General features: G+C 74.5%; 19 protein-coding genes and 1 pseudogene. 7 read left to right on the forward strand and 13 right to left on the reverse strand.

From position 1 onward, the window contains the following. Nucleotides 1-26 precede the first annotated feature (26 nt). Nucleotides 27-860, forward strand: coding sequence for a hypothetical protein (locus K7I03_RS29020; protein ID WP_185945736.1), 834 nt, complete (start codon nt 27-29; stop codon nt 858-860). Between the two features lie 236 nt (nt 861-1096). Here the strand turns inward: K7I03_RS29020 and K7I03_RS29025 are convergent, their stop codons facing one another. Further along, nucleotides 1097-1273, reverse strand: coding sequence for a zf-HC2 domain-containing protein (locus tag K7I03_RS29025; RefSeq protein ID WP_185945735.1), 177 nt, complete (start codon nt 1271-1273; stop codon nt 1097-1099). Between the two features lie 106 nt (nt 1274-1379). On the opposite strand from K7I03_RS29025, the gene K7I03_RS29030 reads away from it, so the two are divergent. Continuing rightward, on the forward strand, nt 1380-1973 hold the full coding sequence (locus K7I03_RS29030; protein ID WP_185945734.1) for a sigma-70 family RNA polymerase sigma factor: 594 nt from the start codon (nt 1380-1382) through the stop codon (nt 1971-1973). A gap of 202 nt (nt 1974-2175) precedes the next feature. Here the strand turns inward: K7I03_RS29030 and K7I03_RS29035 are convergent, their stop codons facing one another. From K7I03_RS29035 to K7I03_RS29045, 3 genes are read right to left on the reverse strand one after another with little or no spacing between them, the layout of a single operon-like run. Continuing rightward, nucleotides 2176-2670, reverse strand: coding sequence for a copper chaperone PCu(A)C (locus K7I03_RS29035; protein ID WP_185945733.1), 495 nt, complete (start codon nt 2668-2670; stop codon nt 2176-2178). After that, on the reverse strand, nt 2667-4964 hold the full coding sequence (locus K7I03_RS29040; protein WP_185945732.1) for a heavy metal translocating P-type ATPase: 2298 nt from the start codon (nt 4962-4964) through the stop codon (nt 2667-2669). Before K7I03_RS29040 ends, K7I03_RS29035 begins: the two co-directional genes overlap by 4 nt. After that, nucleotides 4964-5179, reverse strand: a complete 216-nt coding sequence (locus tag K7I03_RS29045) for a hypothetical protein (RefSeq protein WP_185945731.1) — start codon at nt 5177-5179, stop codon at nt 4964-4966. The genes K7I03_RS29040 and K7I03_RS29045 overlap by 1 nt, the downstream gene beginning before the upstream one ends. Before the next feature lie 231 nt (nt 5180-5410). Between K7I03_RS29045 and K7I03_RS29050 the strand changes: the two genes are divergently transcribed. Both K7I03_RS29050 and K7I03_RS29055 read left to right on the forward strand, forming a co-directional pair. Then, nucleotides 5411-6670 carry a cytochrome P450 family protein gene (locus K7I03_RS29050; protein WP_185945730.1) on the forward strand — a complete coding sequence of 420 codons (1260 nt, stop codon included), beginning with the start codon at nt 5411-5413 and terminating at the stop codon, nt 6668-6670. Between the two features lie 5 nt (nt 6671-6675). After that, nucleotides 6676-7599 carry an L-tyrosine/L-tryptophan isonitrile synthase family protein gene (locus tag K7I03_RS29055; RefSeq protein ID WP_185945729.1) on the forward strand — a complete coding sequence of 308 codons (924 nt, stop codon included), beginning with the start codon at nt 6676-6678 and terminating at the stop codon, nt 7597-7599. A 198-nt stretch (nt 7600-7797) separates the two neighbouring features. Here K7I03_RS29055 and K7I03_RS29060 read toward each other — a convergent pair whose 3' ends face one another. The 3 genes from K7I03_RS29060 to K7I03_RS29070 are packed head-to-tail and all read right to left on the reverse strand — an operon-like array spanning nt 7798 to nt 10765. Then, nucleotides 7798-8619: an ABC transporter ATP-binding protein gene (locus K7I03_RS29060; RefSeq protein WP_185945728.1), complete on the reverse strand. Its 822-nt coding sequence runs from the start codon at nt 8617-8619 to the stop codon at nt 7798-7800. A gap of 4 nt (nt 8620-8623) precedes the next feature. After that, on the reverse strand, nt 8624-9694 hold the full coding sequence (locus K7I03_RS29065) for a FecCD family ABC transporter permease (RefSeq protein ID WP_185945727.1): 1071 nt from the start codon (nt 9692-9694) through the stop codon (nt 8624-8626). After that, entirely contained in the window at nt 9695-10765 is a 1071-nt protein-coding gene (locus tag K7I03_RS29070) for an ABC transporter substrate-binding protein (RefSeq protein WP_185945726.1), read from the reverse strand. 145 nt (nt 10766-10910) lie between these two features. On the opposite strand from K7I03_RS29070, the gene K7I03_RS29075 reads away from it, so the two are divergent. Further along, on the forward strand, nt 10911-11657 hold the full coding sequence (locus K7I03_RS29075; RefSeq protein WP_185945725.1) for a PIG-L deacetylase family protein: 747 nt from the start codon (nt 10911-10913) through the stop codon (nt 11655-11657). 13 nt (nt 11658-11670) lie between these two features. Here the strand turns inward: K7I03_RS29075 and dhaM are convergent, their stop codons facing one another. The 6 genes and pseudogenes from dhaM to K7I03_RS29105 form a co-directional block, all read right to left on the reverse strand. After that, nucleotides 11671-12129, reverse strand: coding sequence for a dihydroxyacetone kinase phosphoryl donor subunit DhaM (gene dhaM, locus K7I03_RS29080; protein WP_224347706.1), 459 nt, complete (start codon nt 12127-12129; stop codon nt 11671-11673). 69 nt (nt 12130-12198) lie between these two features. After that, a pseudogene (gene dhaL, locus K7I03_RS29085) lies at nt 12199-12828 on the reverse strand (dihydroxyacetone kinase subunit DhaL); the annotation flags it as partial. Between the two features lie 98 nt (nt 12829-12926). Continuing rightward, a complete protein-coding gene (locus K7I03_RS29090; RefSeq protein WP_185945723.1) occupies nt 12927-13499 on the reverse strand; it encodes a dihydrofolate reductase family protein in 573 nt (190 codons plus the stop codon). A gap of 132 nt (nt 13500-13631) precedes the next feature. After that, complete coding sequence (locus K7I03_RS29095; protein WP_185945722.1) at nt 13632-14231, reverse strand: DUF3995 domain-containing protein; 600 nt, start codon at nt 14229-14231, stop codon at nt 13632-13634. A 109-nt stretch (nt 14232-14340) separates the two neighbouring features. Then, nucleotides 14341-15288 carry a DUF6114 domain-containing protein gene (locus K7I03_RS29100; RefSeq protein ID WP_185945721.1) on the reverse strand — a complete coding sequence of 316 codons (948 nt, stop codon included), beginning with the start codon at nt 15286-15288 and terminating at the stop codon, nt 14341-14343. Then, complete coding sequence (locus tag K7I03_RS29105; protein WP_185945720.1) at nt 15279-15893, reverse strand: DUF6230 family protein; 615 nt, start codon at nt 15891-15893, stop codon at nt 15279-15281. Before K7I03_RS29105 ends, K7I03_RS29100 begins: the two co-directional genes overlap by 10 nt. 89 nt (nt 15894-15982) lie before the next feature. Here K7I03_RS29105 and K7I03_RS29110 point away from each other — a divergent pair, with 89 nt between their 5' ends. Both K7I03_RS29110 and K7I03_RS29115 read left to right on the forward strand, forming a co-directional pair. Next, nucleotides 15983-16612, forward strand: a complete 630-nt coding sequence (locus K7I03_RS29110) for a TetR/AcrR family transcriptional regulator (protein ID WP_224347270.1) — start codon at nt 15983-15985, stop codon at nt 16610-16612. Nucleotides 16613-16940: 328 nt separating this feature from the next. Next, entirely contained in the window at nt 16941-18113 is a 1173-nt protein-coding gene (locus K7I03_RS29115; protein ID WP_185945718.1) for an acyl-CoA dehydrogenase family protein, read from the forward strand. Nucleotides 18114-18286 lie beyond the last annotated feature (173 nt).

Raw genomic sequence — 18286 nt, forward strand, 5'->3', positions numbered from 1 at the left:
GGCGCGGGTGCAACGATGTGCACGTCATGAGTGCAGCACAGCAGGCGGGGCAGGCACCGCGCGCACTGCGGGCCGCGATGTTCGCGGCGGTCTGCGTGCTGCTCGCCGCGCTCGGCCACGCGCTCATGTCCGGGACCGACGTCCCGTGGTGGGCGATCGCCGCCGCGCTGTCCGGCACGGGCGGCTGCGCCTGGTTCCTCGCCGGACGCGAACGCGGACCGCTGCTGATCACCCTCGCCACCGTCGGCGCACAGACGGCCCTGCACTTCTTCTTCACGCTGGCCCAGCACGTCTCCGAGGCGGCGGGCCGCGCGGGAAGCGGCGCGGGCCACGGGCCCGGCGCGCCGCCGTCCCCGAGCTTCCTCTCCCGGCTGACCTGCGGGCCCGTCCCGACGACGGCCCTCGACGGGGGTGGCGGGACGGCGGACGCCATGGGGGCGGGCGGCATGTCCGGCATGTCCATGAGCGGCATCCCGTCGTCCGGCCTGAACGCCACGCACGGCACGGGCGGTACGGGCGGCATGAACGGCATGCACGACATGAGCGGCATGCACATGGACATGCTGGGCATCCACGGCCTCCACGGACCCGTCGGCATGTGGTCCGCCCACGTGCTCGTCGCCCTGATCTGCGGCCTCTGGCTGTCCGGCGGCGAACAGGCCGCCTTCCGGCTCGGACGGGCCGTAGGCGCCCGCCTCTTCGCGCCGCTGCTCCTCCTCTTCCGCGACCCGGCCCCCGGCCCGCGCCCGCCGCGCGTCCGCGCCGGTCTGGGCCGCGCCGCCCAGCGGCTGCGCCGCCTGCTCTACGCGTACGCCCTGATCACCAGGGGTCCACCCGCCGCCCTCGCCGTCGGCCGCTGAACCCCCGACCACCCGTGTCCGCCCGGTAGCCCCGCGCGGACCCCTCGGAGTGCTGCTCGGGGTGCTTCCGCCGACGGCCGCCGGACAGGCCGTGACACGTTCCCGGGCCGTCCGCCGCCCTCGCGGCCGGACGCCCGGATTCCAGGAAGGACCCCGGGCAATGACCCCTGCCCGCAACCAGGACGCGCCGCGCCGGCACGTCCCCCCCCTCGGCCGCCGCGCCGGACGGGAACCGCTCAGCCGACGCCGAGCCGCGCGGCCAGCACCTTCAGCCGGCGGGCGCGTTCGCCCCACCGGTGGCAGTCCGCACAGCCCCGCACATGCGTCTCCAGCGCCACACCGGTGACGCCCGGCGGGGGCGCCTCGCCGTCGATGCGGGCGGACAGGGCGGTACGTACGTCGCTGCAATGCACCCGGCCATCGTCCCCGGCACCGGCCCGCGCCGCTCCACCGCCCCCCACGCGCAAGGCCGCCACGCGCAAGGCCGCCACGCGCAAGGCCCCCACGCGGGAGGCCGCCGTGCGTGACGACGAGACGGTGACGGCCTGGGCGCTGGCCGCCCGGAGCGGCGACGCCGACGCGGTGGAACGGTTCATCCGCGCCACGCAGACCGACGTCCGCCGGTACGTGGCCCGGCTGAGCAACGACCCGCAGGGCGCGGACGACCTGGTGCAGGAGACGTACCTGCGCGCCCTGCGCTCGCTGCCGCGCTTCGAAGGGCGCTCCTCCGCCCGCACCTGGCTGCTCTCCATCGCCCGGCGCACGGTCGTGGACCGGCTCCGCTTCCTCGCGGCCCGGCCCCGGCTCTCGGACACCGACGACTGGCAGTCGGCGGCGGAACGCACCCAGTCCGCCGTCCTGCCCGGCTTCGACGAGGGCGTCGCCCTGTCGCAGCTGCTCGACCGGCTGCCCTACGAGCGCCGCGAGGCGTTCGTCCTGACCCAGCTCCTCGGCCTGCCGTACGCGGAGGCGGCACTGGTCGCGGGCTGCCCGATCGGCACCGTCCGCTCACGGGTGGCCCGGGCGCGGGAGGCGCTGATCGACCAGCTGGAGACGGCGGAACGGGAGAGCACGGCGAGGATGCCGGTGCTGGCGGGGGCGGGGGCCGCCTGACATGGCGCAAGCGCCGGACGGGCTGACCACTCAGCCCGTCCGGCGCTTGCGGCCCGCGGGGGCGCGGCCCCCGCGGGCAACGGAGAAAACTCCGACGGGGCTTGGGCCGACGGGGTTTGAGCTGACGGGGCTTGAGCCGACGAGGCTCGAGCCGACGGGGCTTGCGCCGCGCGGCCCCCGCGGGCAACGGAGAAAGCGCGCGTCAGCCCCGCGGCAGCGCCCCGCTCCCCGCCCGCACCACTTCCGCCTCCACCCGCACCGTCCCGCTCTCGCGGAACCGCAGCACCAGCGGCAGCCGGTCGCCGACGGCGAGCCGCGGCGGGCGGCTGATCATGATGTCGGTGCCGTGCGGGGACATCGCGACGACGTCCCGGGCGGGCACGGTCACCGAGCGGAGCATCCGCATGCTCCCCGCCCCGTCCTTGACGACGGTCCGCGCGAGCATCGCGCCGCCCGCCGACGGCGCGGAGACGGACAGGAGCTCGTCGTCCGCGTCGCCCTTGTTGGTGAGCCGCACGAACGCGGCCGTGTCGTCGCTGTCGAAGGGCAGCAGCACACGGGCGTCCTCGGCGACGACCTCGGCGGGCCGGCCGGCCGCGCCGGACGCCGTCCAGGCGCCGAGGCCGCCGAGGGTCACCACGCAGGCGGCGACGGGGACGAGCGCGGCCTTGGCGGCCTGCGTCACGGGGTTGTTCATGCGACGGCCTTCCGGGGACGGGGGGCGCCCTTGCGGGCGGCGGCGGTCGTGCGGACGGGCGCCGGCTGCCAGCCGCGCAGCCGCAGGCTGTTGCCGACGACGAGGAGGGAGCTGACCGACATCGCCGCCGCCGCGACCATCGGGCTGAGCAGCCCCACGGCGGCGAGCGGCACGGTCACCAGGTTGTAGCCGAAGGCCCAGGCCAGGTTGGCGCGCACGGTCAGGGAGGTGCGGCGGGCCAGCCGCACGGCGTCGGCCAGGGCGCCCATGTCCTCGCGGACCAGCGTCACGTCGGCCGCGCCGATGGCCGCGTCCGTGCCGCTGCCCATGGCGATGCCGAGGTCGGCGCCGGCCAGCGCGGCGGTGTCGTTGACGCCGTCGCCGATGACGGCGACCCGGTGGCCCTGCTCGCGCAGCGCGCGGACGAGGTCCGCCTTGCCCTCCGGGGTGACCTGGGAGTGCACCTCGCCGATGCCCAGTTCGGCGGCGACGGCCCGGGCGGCGGCCGGGCCGTCGCCGGTGGCCAGCACCGGCCGCAGGCCGAGCCGCTTGAGGTGGTCGACGGCCCGGTAGCTGCCGGCGCGGACCGTGTCGCCCAGGGCGATCACGGCCTCGGCGGTGCCCTCGACCCGTACCGCCACGACCGTCCGGCCGTCCCGCCCGGCGCGCCGCACGGCCTCGCCGAGCGCGTCGGGGAGCCCGTCGGCGTCCGCCCGTACGACCTCGACGCGCTTGCCGTCCACCACGGCCCGGACGCCCACGCCGGCCGTGGCCGTGAACTCCTCGGCGGCGGGCAGCGGACCGTCCGCCTCCGCCAGTCCGTGGGCGTGCACGGCCCGGCCCACCGGGTGCTCCGAACCGGCCTCGGCCGCCGCCGCGTACCGCAGCGCGGCCTCGGGACCGCAGCCGCCCTCGCGGGCCGCCACCTCGGTCACCGTCATCGAACCGGTGGTCAGGGTGCCGGTCTTGTCGAGGACGACCGTGTCCACCCGGCGCAGCCCCTCCAGCGCCTGCGGCCCGCTGACCAGGATGCCGAGCCCGGCGCCCCGGCCGGTCGCGGCGAGCAGGGCGGTCGGGGTGGCCAGGCCCAGGGCGCACGGGCAGGCGACGACGAGCACGGCGACGGCCGCGGTGATCGCCGCCTGCGGGGACGCGCCGGCGCCCAGCCAGAACCCGAGGACCGTGACCGCGACCGCCAGCACGGCCGGGACGAAGACGCCGGCGATCGCGTCGGCGAGGCGCTGCACCCGGGCCTTGCCCGCCTGTGCGTCCTCCACCAGCCGCGTGATCCGCGCGAGTTGGGTGTCCGCGCCGACGGCCTCCGCCCGTACCTCCAGCAGGCCGCCGGAGTTGACGGCACCGCCGATCACGGCCGTGCCCGGCGTGACGTCGACGGGCGCGCTCTCGCCCGTCACCAGCGACAGGTCCAGGGCCGAACTGCCCGCCACCACCGTCCCGTCGGTGGCGACGCGCTCGCCCGGCCGGACGAGGAAGCGGTCGCCGACCCGCAGTTCGGCGACGGGGATCCGGCGCTCCTCGCCGTCCGCCGTCCGCACGGCGACGTCCTTGGCGGCGAGGGACGCGAGCGCCCGCAGCGCCGAACCGGTGCCGGCCCGGGCCCGCGACTCCAGCAGCCGCCCGGTCAGCACGAACAGCGGGACGGCGACGACCGCTTCGAGGTAGACATCCGCCGTGCCCGGCATGGCCTCGGGCCACAGTGTGAACGGCATCCGCATGTCCGGGTCCCCGGCGCCGCCGAAGAACAGCGCGTAGACGGACCAGGCGTAGGAGGCGAGGACGCCGAGGGAGACGAGGGTGTCCATCGTCGCCGCCGCGCCCCGCAGGCCGCGCAGCGCCTTGGAGTGGAACGGCCAGGCGCCCCACGCGGCGACGGGCGTGGCGAGCGCGAAGCACAGCCACTGCCAGTTGCGGAACTGCAGCCCCGGGGCCATCGACAGCACCAGCACGGGCACCGACAGCACGGCGGTGATCAGCAGCCGGACGAGGGGCGACGACCCGGCGCCGGCCTCCTCCTCCGGGGCCTCCTCCGTCTTCGGCCGGGGCAGCGCGGCGGTGAAACCGAGGCCCTCCACGACCGCCATGAGCTCGTCGGCGGTCACGGCCTCCGGGTGGCTGACGCGGGCCCGGCCGGTGGCCAGGTTGACGCTGGCGGTCACGCCGTCGAGCCGGCCGAGCTTCTTCTCGACGCGGTTGACGCACGCGGCGCAGGTCATGCCGCCGACGATGATCTCGGTCTCGGCGGCCGGGGAGGCGGTGGTGGTCGTCGCGCTCATCAGTGCCCCATCCCGGGCATGCCGTCCATGCCGCCGCTTCCACCGCTCTGGCCGGAGTCCGGATCGGACGCGCCCCCGCCATCACTGCGGTGCATGCCGGGGGAGACGGGACCGGCCGCCGAACCGACGGCGTAGGCGACCCCGAACAGGGCCGCGAGCAGCAGGACGAAGCCGGACAGCAGGCTGTACGGACTGAGGGAATGACGTGCGGTCATCGCCGCATCGTGACATGCCGGAGGCCGTCCGCCGCAGCGGAAGGCGCCGGGACGGCACGTGAGGATTGTCCCTTCCGCTTCGGGGAACTCCCCCGGCCGGTCGGCCGACTACCTGGAGATAGAGCCCGTCCGGCCTTCACCCGTGGGTGGAAACCCGCACGAACGTACGGGAACTCACCGCCCCGCGCACCCGACTTCCTCAGCGATCAAGATTCAGCGAGGAGCCCGCACGTGCCGACCCCCGACCCCATACCCCTCTCCGGCGCCGCCTACAAGCGCGACCCCTACCCCCTCTACGCGCGCCTGCGCGAAGCCGGACCGATCCACCGCGTCGTCTTCCCCAGCGGCGTCACGGCCTGGCTGGTCACCGGGTACGCCGCCGCCCAGCGCACCCTCGCCGACCCCCGGTTGGGCAAGAACCACGCCCTGGGCAACGACCGCTGGCGCGCCCGCGCCTCGATCATGCCGGAGCCCCAGCACTCCCGCCTCCAGGTGCACCTCCTCCACCAGGACCCCCCGAAGCACACCGGCATGCGCCGCCTGATCACCGACACCTTCGCCCCCCGCCGCGTCGAGGCGCTGCGCTCGCGCCTCCAGGAGCTGGCGGACGAACTCGTGGACGCGCTCCCGTCCACCGCCGGCCCGCACGACGACGCGGTCGACCTGGTCGGGACGTTCGCCGCCCGCTTCCCCTTCCTCGCCCTCGCCGAGGCCATCGGCCTGCCCCCGCACCTCGCCGCCCGCTTCCGGCGCGAGTGGGGCGGCGTCGTGGCCCCCGTGGGCCCCACCGACCCCGGCCGCCCCGCCTATGAGGCGCTGCTGCGCGGCTTGGAGGACTACATCGCCGAGGTGGTCGCCGACCGGCGCGCCACCCCCGACGACGGGCTGCTCAGCCGGCTGGTCGCCGCCCGCGACACCGGCGAACTCACGCCCGAGGAGCTGGACTCCATGATCTTCCAGCTCCTGGTGGCCGGCCAGGAACCGGTCACCAACCAGATCACCACCGCCCTCGTCGCCCTCTTCCGCCATCCCGAGGCCCTGGAACGGCTGCGCGCCGAACCGTCCCTCATGCCCGCCGCGGTCGAGGAACTGCTGCGCCTGGACGGCGCGTTCGAGCTCACCACCTGGCGCTTCCTCGCCGAGGACGCCGAGCTGCACGGCACCCGCGTCCCGGCCGGCGACTCCGTGATCGTCTCCCTCTGCGCCGCCAACCGCGACCCCGAGCGCTTCCCCGACCCGGACACCCTCGACCTCGACCGCGCCCAGGGCTCCCACCTCGCCTTCGGACACGGCATCCACTTCTGCCCCGGCGCCGCCCTCGCCCGGATCGAACTCCAGGTCGCCCTGGGCACCTTGCTCACCCGCCTGCCCGGCCTGCGCCTGGCCGTCCCCGACGAAGAACTGCGCTGGATCCCCGCCGTCCTCGGCCGCGGCACGGCCGCGCTCCCCGTGGCGTACGACGCGCCGCGCTGCCCGTTCGGGCGGGGGTGACGGTCATGACGACGACCAGCACCGCTCTCCTGGCGACGGACACCGCCACCGAGGTCCTGCGCCTCCTCCTGCCGTACCACCGGACGACCGGACCGGTGTCGCACGACCCCGCCGACCACCCCGAGACGCTCCGGCAGATCCGCCAATTCACGGACACCGGTGACCCCGTGGTCCTCACCCTCCCCGGCTTCCCCTGCAAGTCGCCCAACCCCGCCAAGGTACTGGGACACCTCCCCGACGAAGGGGAACGGCTCTCCCTGACCTTCCTCGACCACCTCTGCGCCCGCGTCGGCGAGGTGTACGAGCCCGGAGCCCGGATCGTCATCTGCTCGGACGGGCACATCTTCGGCGACGTCATCCACGTCCCCGACGAGCACATCGACGCGTACGGCGACGCCCTGCGCGCCATGATCGACACCGAGGGGCTGCGGCACCTCGACACCTTCGACCTGCGGGCGGTACACGGGGACGCCGACCACGACACCAAGCGGCGCCTGGTGACCGAGGCGTACGCGCCGTCCGTGGACGACCTGCGCGCCCTGGTCCGCACCGACGAGGAGACCGCCCGGCTCTACCGGGGCATCACCCGCTTCCTCTTCGAGGACACCGCGGACTTCCCCGGCAGCCGGTCGGCCCTCCAACGGGACTGCCGCGCCCGGGCGTACGAAGTGATCGCCCGGAGCCGGGCCTGGGGCGAGCTCATCGCGCAGCACTTTCCGCGGCAGGTGCGGCTATCCATCCATCCGCAGCCGGCGGGGGCGGAGAAGTTCGGGATCCGGCTGCTGGAGACGGGGGATGCGTGGGCCACGCCGTGGCATACGGTGCTTCTGCTCCAGGGGGGTGCCGCGCGGTTGGTGCGGCGGGAAGAGGCCGAGCGGGTCGGGCGGCTGGTGGTGCGGGACGGCAGGCCGAGCCACTTCGTGGGGTGAGCCCCGGTCCCGCCCTTTCTCCGTTTCTTGCGGGAGCCGGCCCCCGCACCCCGAGCGCGCCTGCGGCGCGCGTCCTCAAACGCCGGACGGGCTGATACAGCCCGTCCGGCGCTTGAGGACAACCGCGCGGAGCGCGGTTTCGGGGGTGCGGGGGCGCAGCCCCCGCAAGAAACGGGAAGGGGCGGGGCTGGGGCGAACTCACCCCGCGGCAGCGGCGACCGCCGCCACATCGCCGCCCCCGGCGGCATCCGCCACCTCCCGGTGGTCGAAAGCGATCAGCGGATCCCCGGTCAGCGGATGCTCCACCACCACCGCCCGCACCCCGAACACCTCGGCCAGAAGCTCCGGCGTCAGCACATCCCGTGGCGCCCCGGAAGCCACCACGGCCCCCTCATGCAGCACATGCAACCGGTCGCACAACGACGCCGCCGCGTTCAGATCATGAAGGGACAGCAACGTCGTCCGCCGCTGAGCCCGCAACAGTGCGAGCAGTTCGACCTGATGACGGACGTCCAGATGGTTCGTCGGCTCGTCCAGGACGAGCACCTGCGGATCCTGGGCCAGGGCACGGGCCAGGAGCACCCGCTGCCGCTCGCCGCCCGAGAGGGCGGAGAAGGAGCGGCCCCCGGCGCCGGCCAGTCCGACCCGTTCCAGGGCCGAGGCGACCGCCTCCGCGTCCGTCCGGTCCTCGCCCGCGAACGCCCGCTTGTAGGGCGTGCGGCCCATGGCCACCACCGCGCGGACGGTCAGTTCGAAGTCGCTGCCGCGTTCCTGAGGGAGTGCCGCGACCCGGCGCGCGGCCTCGGGGGCGGACAGCGCGCGGATGTCCGCACCGCCCACCAGCACCCGCCCGGCGTGCGGCTTGAGGTAGCGGTAGACCGTGCGCAGGACGGTGGACTTGCCGCTGCCGTTCGGGCCGACCAGGCCCGCGATCTCGCCGTCCTCGGCCAGCAGGTGGACGCCGGAGACGATCGTCCGCCCGGAGAGGACGACCTCCAGCTCCTCGATGGCGATGCGCATGCGGCTATCCCCTCTCCAGGCGGCGGTCGAGCAGGTAGAGCAGGGTCGGGGCACCGATCAGGGCGGTGACGACGCCCACCGGAAGCTCCTGGTCCGGCAGGGCCGTCCGGGCCACCAGGTCGACCACCACCAGCAGCACGGCCCCGAACAGGGCGGCGATCGGCAGCAGCCGGCGGTGGGCGCCGCCGACGACCATCCGGCACACGTGCGGAACCATCAGCCCCACGAAGCCGATCGCCCCCGACACCGACACCAGCACGCCCGTCAGCACACTCGTCACGACGAACAGCTCACGGCGCAGACGGCCCACATCGACGCCCAGGCCGGCCGCCGTCTCGTCGCCCATCAGCAGCGCGTCCAGCGCCCGCGCCCGGGCCAGCAGCGCGGCCAGCCCCAGGCCGACGGCCACCAGGGGCGCCGTCAGCGTCGACCACTGGGCCCCGCCCAGCGACCCCATCAGCCAGAACAGCACCCCGTGCGTCTGCTGGTCGTCGCCCGCCTGGAGCACCAGGTAGTGGGTGAACCCGGACAGGAACTGCCCGATGCCCACCCCCGCCAGCACCAGCCGCAGCGGGGAGAAGCCGCCGCCGCGCCGGGCCATCGCCCACACGAGGGCGAACGACGCCAGCGCCCCGGCGAACGCGGCGGCCGAGAGGCCCAGGCCGAACGCCCCGCCGGCGCCGACCCCCAGGACGATCGCGGCGACCGCTCCCAGCGACGCGCCGCTGGAGATGCCCAGCAGGTACGGGTCGGCGAGCGGATTGCGGACCAGCGCCTGGGTGGCCGTGCCGACCAGCCCCAGCCCCGCGCCGACCAGCGCCGCCAGCAGCGCCCGCGGCACCCGCAGCCGCCACACGATCAGGTCGTGGGTGCCGGGCGCCAGGTCGTCGCCCGTCACCCCCCGGACCACCGCCGACCACACGTCGCCCACCGGCACCCGGGTCGACCCCAGGCACACCGAGGCGACCAGCGCAACGACCAGCGCGACGACCAGGACACCGGCCACCAGGAACGTACGCGGCTCGCGGCCGCTCTCCCGTTCCTCCTTCTCCGCGGCCACCGCGAGCGTCGCCATCTACTTGACCCGGTCCGGGTGCAGAACGTGCGCGATCTCCCGCACGGTGTCCGCGCTGCGCACACCGGCGATCGTCGTGCGCTCGGACCCGATGCGCAGGAAGCGGCCCTCCTTGACGGCCTTGAGGTCCTTCGTCGCGGGGAAGGACTTGAGGAAGTCCTCCGCCTCGCCGAACGCCTTGCGGTTCGCCTCGTCGCTGCCCCGGTTGCGCACGGCGAGCTGGATGAAGTCCGGATTCTTCGCCACCACGTCCTCCCAGCCGACGGGCTTGAAGTCGCCGTCGCAGTCGGCGAAGACGTTGCGGCCCCCGCCCTGGGTGATGACGGCGTTGGCGACCTGCCGGTTGCACACCGCCATGGGCTGCTTGGTGCCGGCGTCGAAGTCGAAGAGGAAGTACGACGGCCGCTTGTCCTCCGGCACGTCCTTGAGCGCGTCCCGGACGCCGTCCGTCTTCTTCTTCATGTCCGCCACCAGCTCGGCGGCCCGCGCCGAGGTGCCGGTGACGCGGCCCAGCTCCTCGATGTCCGACTCGATGCCCGACAGGTCGGTGCGCGGCGACTTGTTCATGGCCGCGCACGCCGTCGACTTGAGGAAGATGTGCTTGATGCCGGCCGCCTTGAACTCCTCCGGCGTGGGCGCGTCACCGGCGCCGCGCATGTTCTTCATGGAGGAGAACGAGTCGATGTAGACGTCCGCGCCGGAGCCCAGCAGCTTCTCCTTGGGGATCACCGTCTTGCCCAGGACCGGCACCTTCGCCGCCTGGTCCGCGAACCGCTGCGGCACCGCGCCCTTCCCGGGCGGGAAGCCCGTACCGGCGATCCGGTCGCCCGCGCCCAGCCACAGCAGCAGCTCCAGGGCCGCGGCGTTGCTCGTCACGATCTTCTTCGGCGGTCCGTCGAACGTCGTCTTCGCACCCGCGCAGTCCTGGACGCTCACCGGGAAGCCCTTGCCGCCCGAGCCCCCCGAAGCGCCCTCCTTCCCGGCCTCCCCGTCGTTACCGCCGCCACCGCCACAAGCCGTCGCCGTCAGGGCCACCGCGGCCAGCACACCGCACCACGCACGAGCGCGCATGAGAAACACTCCAGGGGGTCGTTCCATCGGGGACCGCTGATGCGGGCCCTGACCAGTAGTCGGACCGCGTGCCGGTCGGGTTCCCGGCGGGCGGCGAGATGTGCGGCATAGGCTGCGGAAGATCAACTACCGCGGAGGACCACCGATGCCGGACCACACCACCCCCCAGCAGCTCCAGCCCATGCCCACCGACTGGCGGCGTGCCCTCGCCGTCGTCGCCCACCCCGACGACCTCGAGTACGGCGCGTCCGCCGCCATCGCCGCCTGGCTCGACGAGGGACGCACCTGCGCCTACGTCCTGGCGACGCGCGGCGAGGCGGGCATCGACACCCTGAGCCCCGCCGAGGCCGGACCGCTGCGCGAACGCGAGCAGCGGGAGAGCGCCGCGGCCGTGGGCGTGGACACCGTCGAATTCCTCGACCACGCGGACGGCGTCATCGAGTACGGCACCGCGCTGCGCCGCGACATCGCCGCCGCCGTCCGCCGCCACCGCCCCGAACTCGTCCTCACCCTCAACCACCACGACACCTGGGGCGGGGTCGCCTGGAACACCCCCGACCACCGGGCCGTCGGCCGGGCCACCCTGGACGCCGTCGCCGACGCCGGGAACCGCTGGATCTTCCCCGAGCTCGTCGACGACGGCCTGACCCCGTGGAACGGCGTGCGCTACGTGGCCGTCGCCGGCTCGCCCCAACCGACCCACGCGGTGGACGCGAGCGCCGGCCTCGACCGCGCGGTGGCGTCGCTGCTCTGCCACCGCACCTACATCGAGGCGCTCACGGACGAGGAGCCGGAGCGCTACTGCCGGACCTTCCTGGAGGGCAACATGGCGGCGGCGGGGGAGCGCTTCGGAGGCCGGCCGGCGGTCGCGTTCGAACTCTTCAGCCGGTGACCGGCGGCTTTTTCTAGAGCTTGCGGTAGGTACGGGCGTCCTCGGCCGCCGCCAGGACGGCGGCCAGGTCGCCGCCCGCCGAGGCCGTCACCACGGCGGCGACGGCACCCTCGACGAACGGGGCGTCCACCAGCCGGGCGTCCGCCAGTTCACCGGTGCCGAGCAGGGACTTCACGGTGAGCACCGCGCTGCCCATGTCGCACAGGACCACCACGCCGGCCCCTTCACCGGCCTCCTCGACGGCCGCCCTGACCAGCTCGGCGCTGGTCCCGATCCCCCCGTCGGGCAGCCCGCCGGCGAGCGCGACGGGCACCGGGTCACCGGTCCCGACCAGCGCCGTGGCCAGGCCGGCCGTGGCGGCGGCCAGGTCCCGGCTGTGCGACACGAGGACGACGCCGACGCGGCCGGGGGCGGAGGGGGCGTCCGGGGCGCTCAGGGTGTCCGGGGCGACCTCGGCGGCCTGCGGCTCCACCGGCCGGCCCGGCTCCTCCTGCCGGCCCGGCTCCTCCTGCCGCCCCGGGGCGAGCTCCGGGTCCGTAGCCTCGTACAGCGCCGTGATCAGCAGTGCGGACGAGGCCGCGCCCGGGTCCTCGTGACCGACGCTCCGCTCGCCCAGGTAACTGGCCCGGCCCCGGCGGGCCCTGAGCGGTACGGTCGCCTCCGCGCCCTCGACGGCGGCCCGCGCCGCCGCCCGCAACGCGGCCGTCACGTCGTCGCCGTCCGCGAGGGAGGCGGCGAGGGCGTCGGCGGCGGGCTGGAGGGCGTCGACCATCGTCGCGTCCCCGGGCGCCGAGTCGCCCAGCCGGCGCACGCTCCGTACGGCGGCGGCCAGGCCCTGCCCCAGCGCCTCGAGAGCCACCTCGGCGTCCTCGCCCAGCACCTTCCCCAGCCGCCGGAACACCGTGCCGAACAGCGGGCCCGACGCCCCGCCCACCGTGTTCGTCAGATGCGCGCCCACAGCGGTCAGCAGCGCCCCGGGGGTCTCCGCCGCCGCCACCGCCTCCGCCCCGGCGGCGGAGGTGAAGCCCCGCTTGAGGTTGGCGCCGTGGTCCGCGTCGCCGATGGCGGCGTCCAGCTCGGTCAGGCGGTCGGCGGAGGTGACGACGACCTCGACGGCGCGGTCGAGGAAGCGGCGGAAGAAGGCGAGGTCAAGCGGGACGGCGGCGGTCATGCGCGGCTCCTTGCTCCTGTTGCTTCTGACGGACGGCCGCGTCTTGCCTCTGACGGAACGGCTGCGTCCCGGCCAGCGTAGGCGCGGGCGGATCCGGGTCAGCGGACGACGTCGAACACGTTCTTCTGCAGGCCGTTGGCGTACGCCTCGTGCTCCACCAGCCGCAGCTTCTGGGTGTCCTTGTCCGTGGTGCTGAACAGGCGCTTGCCCGCGCCCAGCAGCAGCGGGAAGACGAGCAGGTGGTAGCGGTCGATCAGCCCGGCGTCCGACAGGCTCCGGTTCAGGGTGGCACTGCCGTGGACGATGATCGGGCCGCCTTCGGTCTCCTTCAGCGCGGCGACCTCGTCGAGGGAGCGCAGGATCGTGGTCTCGCCCCAGTTCGTCACCAGGTCGCTCTCGGCGAGCGTCGTGGAGACGACGTACTTCGGCATCACCTTGTAACCGGCGAAGTCCTCCATGTCCGGCCACACGGCGCCGAACGCCTCGTAACTCGTCCGGCCCAGCAGCATCGCGGTGGCCTCCTCCTGCTCCCGACCCTTGATCTCGAACGCCTCGGGCAGGAACTCCACGTCCTTGAACGTCCACCCGGCGTTCCGGTAGCCGGGCTCGCCGCCCGGGGCTTCCACGACGCCGTCGAGCGAGATGAAGGCGGTGCTGATCAGGGTGCGCATGGGGAGGTTCCTCGGGAGTCGTGCGGGAGGGAGCCGCGGTCGCGGCCGCGCTCGCAGTGTGCACCAAGCGTGATCACTCACGGAAGGTCCGGCGGCCCCCCCCAGCAAGGGCGGACCGGATGCCGTCCCGGATCAGCCGATCCCGGTGACCGTCGACGCCAGCGACAAGACCAGCGCGCCGAGCGCCCCCGCGGCACCCGACAGGCGCACCTCGCGCGGGGTGTCCCGGTGGCGGACGTACCGCGCGGTGGCCGCGCCGAAGGCCAGGCCGCCGGCGACGAACCACGGCCCCCACAGGCAGAGGTACCAGAGCGTCAGGTCCGCGAGCCCGGGCGCGGCCGACAGCACCCCGGTCTCCACCAGCACCCCGTCCAGGACGAAGAGGCCGCCGTGCCAGACGAGCAGGACCGCGGCGCCGCCGCCGCAGAACACCAGGAGACGGCCGGTCCCCGGGCCGCGCCGCCGCGTCAGGCCGATGCCCAGCAGCGCCCCGATGAGCTTCAGGAACCCGGTCACCCACAGGACGGCCACGAACCAGGTCACCCGGTCGTGGGCGAGTTCCACCAGGGACGGCGACACCGTCGTCCGGGCGCCGAAGGTGCGGCCCGTCGCCCAGACGAAACTCGGCACCGCGAAGAGGATCCCCCACACCGCGGCGGCGAGCCCGGGCCCGGCGCCGGGCCTCGGACGGGACGGCCGGCGGGGGACAGCGTGCACGTATCGCTCGATCACGGCTCCACCGTGGCGGAACGGCGACGGCGAGGCGTCATCCGACCGGACGAGCGGCCTCCGCCGCGAGAGTGAACCGCCGGAAGCGTCCGGGCGCCGGGGTGTACGCCGTTCACGCCCCCGGCAGGGCGCGCAGCCCCAGTCCGTCCGCCGTGATGGTGTCCGCCGTGACGAGGGCCTGCTCGGCCGTGACGTCCGTCATGAAGACGAAAGGCGGGATCACCGGGGGCGCGGGGAGGGTGTCGGGGGAGAAGGTGAGGCAGACGAGGCCCTCCAGGCAGCCGTGGAACCGGGTGAGGTGGAGCGTCACCTCGCCTCGCAGCTCCAAGGAACGGGCCCGCAGAGCGAGTTGCCCTGCCCCCTGTCCGTCGCGCGTCCGCAGCCGGTAGTCGCTCAGCGAAGCGGCCCGCATTGTGAGGACGATGACCTTCAACTGGCCCTTGGCCGTGGGGACGTGACTCACGCCGGCCAGGGTGAAGCCGTGCGGGGAGAAGCGGGAGGCGGTGACGGCCGGGGGAGTGGCGGCCGCGGTGACCGGCTGCCCTGGCTGTCCCGACCGCACCGGCTGCACCGGGCGTCCCGGGGGTGCGTCCGCCGCCTCCGCCCGGTCCGCCGACGGCCCGGCCATGACCGTCAGCAGGACGGCCGGCAGCGCGACGGCGAGCGTACGGTCGCCCCTCGGGGTCCAGCCGAAGCCCATCGCGCTGCCCGCGATGCCGAGGGCCATGCCCACCAGGAACCCGCCCAGGTTGGTGGCCGCGAACGACAGCACCGACAGGATCAGGGCGTTGACGCTCACGTAGTGCCGTGCCGACGGCAGGAACCACAGGAACAGCCCCGCCGCGATCAGCGCCAGCCCGATGCCCAGCGCGGCCAGCCCGCCCAGCCCCAGGCTCACCAGCACGGTCACCGGTGACAGCGGGACCACCAGCAGCTCCGTCCCGCCGAGGACGAGGAGGGTGCCGGCCCAGAAGGGCCGGGTCCGCCGCCAGGTGCGGAAGCGCCGGCGGGCCGGTCCGTCCGGCAGCCTCGGGAACGCCCGCGGCCGCCTCAGAAGCACTGGTCGCCGTCCAGGTTCACCTGGAGTTTCAGGCCCTTCAGCCGGAAGTTGCCGCCCGTGGCCGACCAGGCGTGCGACCGCACGCCCGCCACCGTGACCTTCCCCGCCTGGAGCCCGAACGCGCCGGCGTCGCCCTTCACCCCCGGCACCCGGTCGAGCGTCGACGCGTCCCGGCCGATCTGCGCCGTCCCGAACTCCGCGTCCCCGACGAGGTCCTCGCCGTCGATGACCAGATCGCTCGCCGTCACCTCGCCGGCCCGCCCGCCGGCCGTGAGCTTGAACGTGACCTTGCCCAGCGGCGTGGGCACGGACGCGGCCTGACAGATGTCGCTCAGCCGGGCGTTCCCGATGCCCAGCAGGGCCACCGGATGCCCCTTGCCGTCGACGGACTTGTCGGTCTGCACGTACGAGGCCAGCCCGTCGCTGGTCAGCCTGCCGGACGACACCTGGAAATGCGTACCGGAGACGGCGAACGAGGCCGCGAGCGCGCCCTGTGCCATCCCCGTGGCCATCGCCCCCACCGCGAGCACCGCCGGCAGGGCGATCAGGGCGGTCCGCCGCCAGGCGGTACGGCCCTCCGGCAGGTCTCGGTCTGATCCGCTCACTGCTTCCTCCCGCGACTCAGGGAAGTGCGTGGTGTGCAGGTGGTGCCATACTGCCGATGTTCCCGTGGAGTTGGAGACTAGGGCCGATTTTGAACGATAGTCAACAGCGCGGAAGCGAGCGGGCGCAGGCGCGCCGGGCCGAACTCATCGCCGTCGGGCGGAAGCTGTTCGCCGACACGTCCTACGACGCCCTGTCCATGGACGACATAGCCCGGCACGCGGGCGTCGCCAAGGGGCTGATCTACTACTACTTCAGCAGCAAGCGCGGCTACTACCTCGCCATCATCGAGGACGCCGTCGCCGAACTCGTCCAGCGCGCCGGGTCCACCCACGACCTGCCGCCCGTCGAACGCGTCCACCACACCGTCGACGGCTACCTCCGCTACGCCCAGCACCACCAGGCCGCCTACCGCGCCATCGTCACCGGCGGCGTCGGCTTCGACGCCGACGTCCTCGCGATCCGCGACCGCGTCCGCGAACAGCTCCTCACCGCGATGGCCCGCGCCGCCTGGGGACGCGCCGACCTCCCGCCCGTCGCGCGGGCCGCCCTCGTCGGCTGGCTGTCGGCGGTGGAAGGGGTGACGCTGGACTGGCTGGCCCGCCGTGAGCTGCCCCGGGAGATGGTGTGCGGGCTGCTGGTGCGGGCGTTGGGGGACGCGCTGCGGACGGTCGAGGAACACGAGCCGACGTGCCCGGCGCCCGAGCGGACGCGGTGGTGAGGCGCCCCGGCCCCGCCCCTTCCCGTTTCCCGCGGGGGCCGCGGCCCCCGCACCCCCATTCGGAGCGCCGCCGGTGAAGTTTGCTGCAGACCGGGGTATATGCGGGACATCGTCCTGAAAGCCACGGCCGGACCCTCCAGTTGCAGTCCGGCCATGATCTGTCAAGCCGTGACGAGGCCCCCTCGATCAGGCATACTCCAAGCGCCACAGCCGCAGGTCATCCCCATTCCGCGACCCGGCACGGGACTGTCGACTGGGCATCACCGGCGGTCCGGCCGACACCCAGGCCCCCGCCGTTCCAGCGCCCGACAGGGAGGAGAGCCGTCGCATGACCGACCACGGCCCGCAGCCGGTGGAGCGCCAGCTGCCCACTGAGGAATCCAAGGACCTGCTCGCGCTGGTGCGCGACCTGGTGCGGCGGGAGATCGCCCCGCGGGCGGCGGCCGAGGAGGAGGCGGGGCACTTCCCCCGGGACCTCTTCCGGCTGCTGTCCTCGTCCGGACTGCTCGGACTGCCGTATCCGGAGGAGTTCGGGGGCGGCGGCCAGCCGTACGAGGTCTACCTCCAGGTGCTGGAGGAACTCGCCGCCGCGCGGCTGACGGTGGGCCTCGGGGTCAGCGTCCACTCCCTCGCCTGCCACAGCCTCGCCGGATTCGGCGGCAAGGAGCAGCAGGCGGAGCACCTGCCCGCGATGCTCGGCGGCGGACTCCTCGGCGCGTACTGCCTCTCCGAGCCGCAGTCCGGCTCCGACGCCGCCTCCCTGCGCACCCGCGCCGTCCGCGACGGCGACGACTGGGTCCTCACCGGCACCAAGGCGTGGATCACCCACGGCGGGATCGCCGACTTCTACACCGTCCTGGCCCGGACGGGCGGCGAGGGCGCGCACGGCGTCACCGCGTTCCTGGTGCCCGGCGACGCTCCCGGACTGACGCCCGCCGCGCCCGAGCGCAAGATGGGCATGAAGGGGTCGCCGACCGCGCAACTGCACTTCGACGGCGTACGCGTCCCGGACGCGCGCCGCATCGGCGAGGAGGGCCAGGGCTTCGCCATCGCCCTGTCGGCCCTCGACTCCGGCCGGCTCGGCATCGCCGCCTGCGCCGTCGGCGTCGCCCAGGCGGCCCTGGACGAGGCGCTGGCCTTCGTCACCGAACGGCGGCAGTTCGGCCGTCCCCTCGCGGACTTCCAGGGGCTGCGCTTCCTGCTGGCCGACATGGCCACGCAGATCGAGGCCGGCCGGGCTCTCTACCTCGCCGCCGCCCGGCTGCGCGACCAGGGGCTGCCGTTCTCCCAGCAGGCGGCCATGGCCAAGCTCTTCTGCACCGACGCGGCGATGCGGGTCACCACCGACGCCGTCCAGCTCATGGGCGGGTACGGCTACACGGCCGACTTCCCCGCGGAGCGGTACATGCGCGAGGCGAAGGTCCTCCAGATCGTGGAGGGCACCAACCAGATCCAGCGGATGGTGATCGCCCGTCATCTGGCCGGGCCGGAGTCGCGGTAACGGGTCGCGGCACGCGATACGCCGCGGTAGGCGGTAGACCGCGGCCGGCGGCGGGGCGGCGGACCCGGGACGGCGCGGGCGGACGGAGTCCGCGGTCGCGCACCCTCTGCCTCGCCGCCTTCGGCCCGGACCGTGCCCCGGCCGTCCTCCGTACGCGGGCCGCCGCCGTCGGG

This window comes from Streptomyces mobaraensis, assembly GCF_020099395.1.
Taxonomy (GTDB): domain Bacteria; phylum Actinomycetota; class Actinomycetes; order Streptomycetales; family Streptomycetaceae; genus Streptomyces.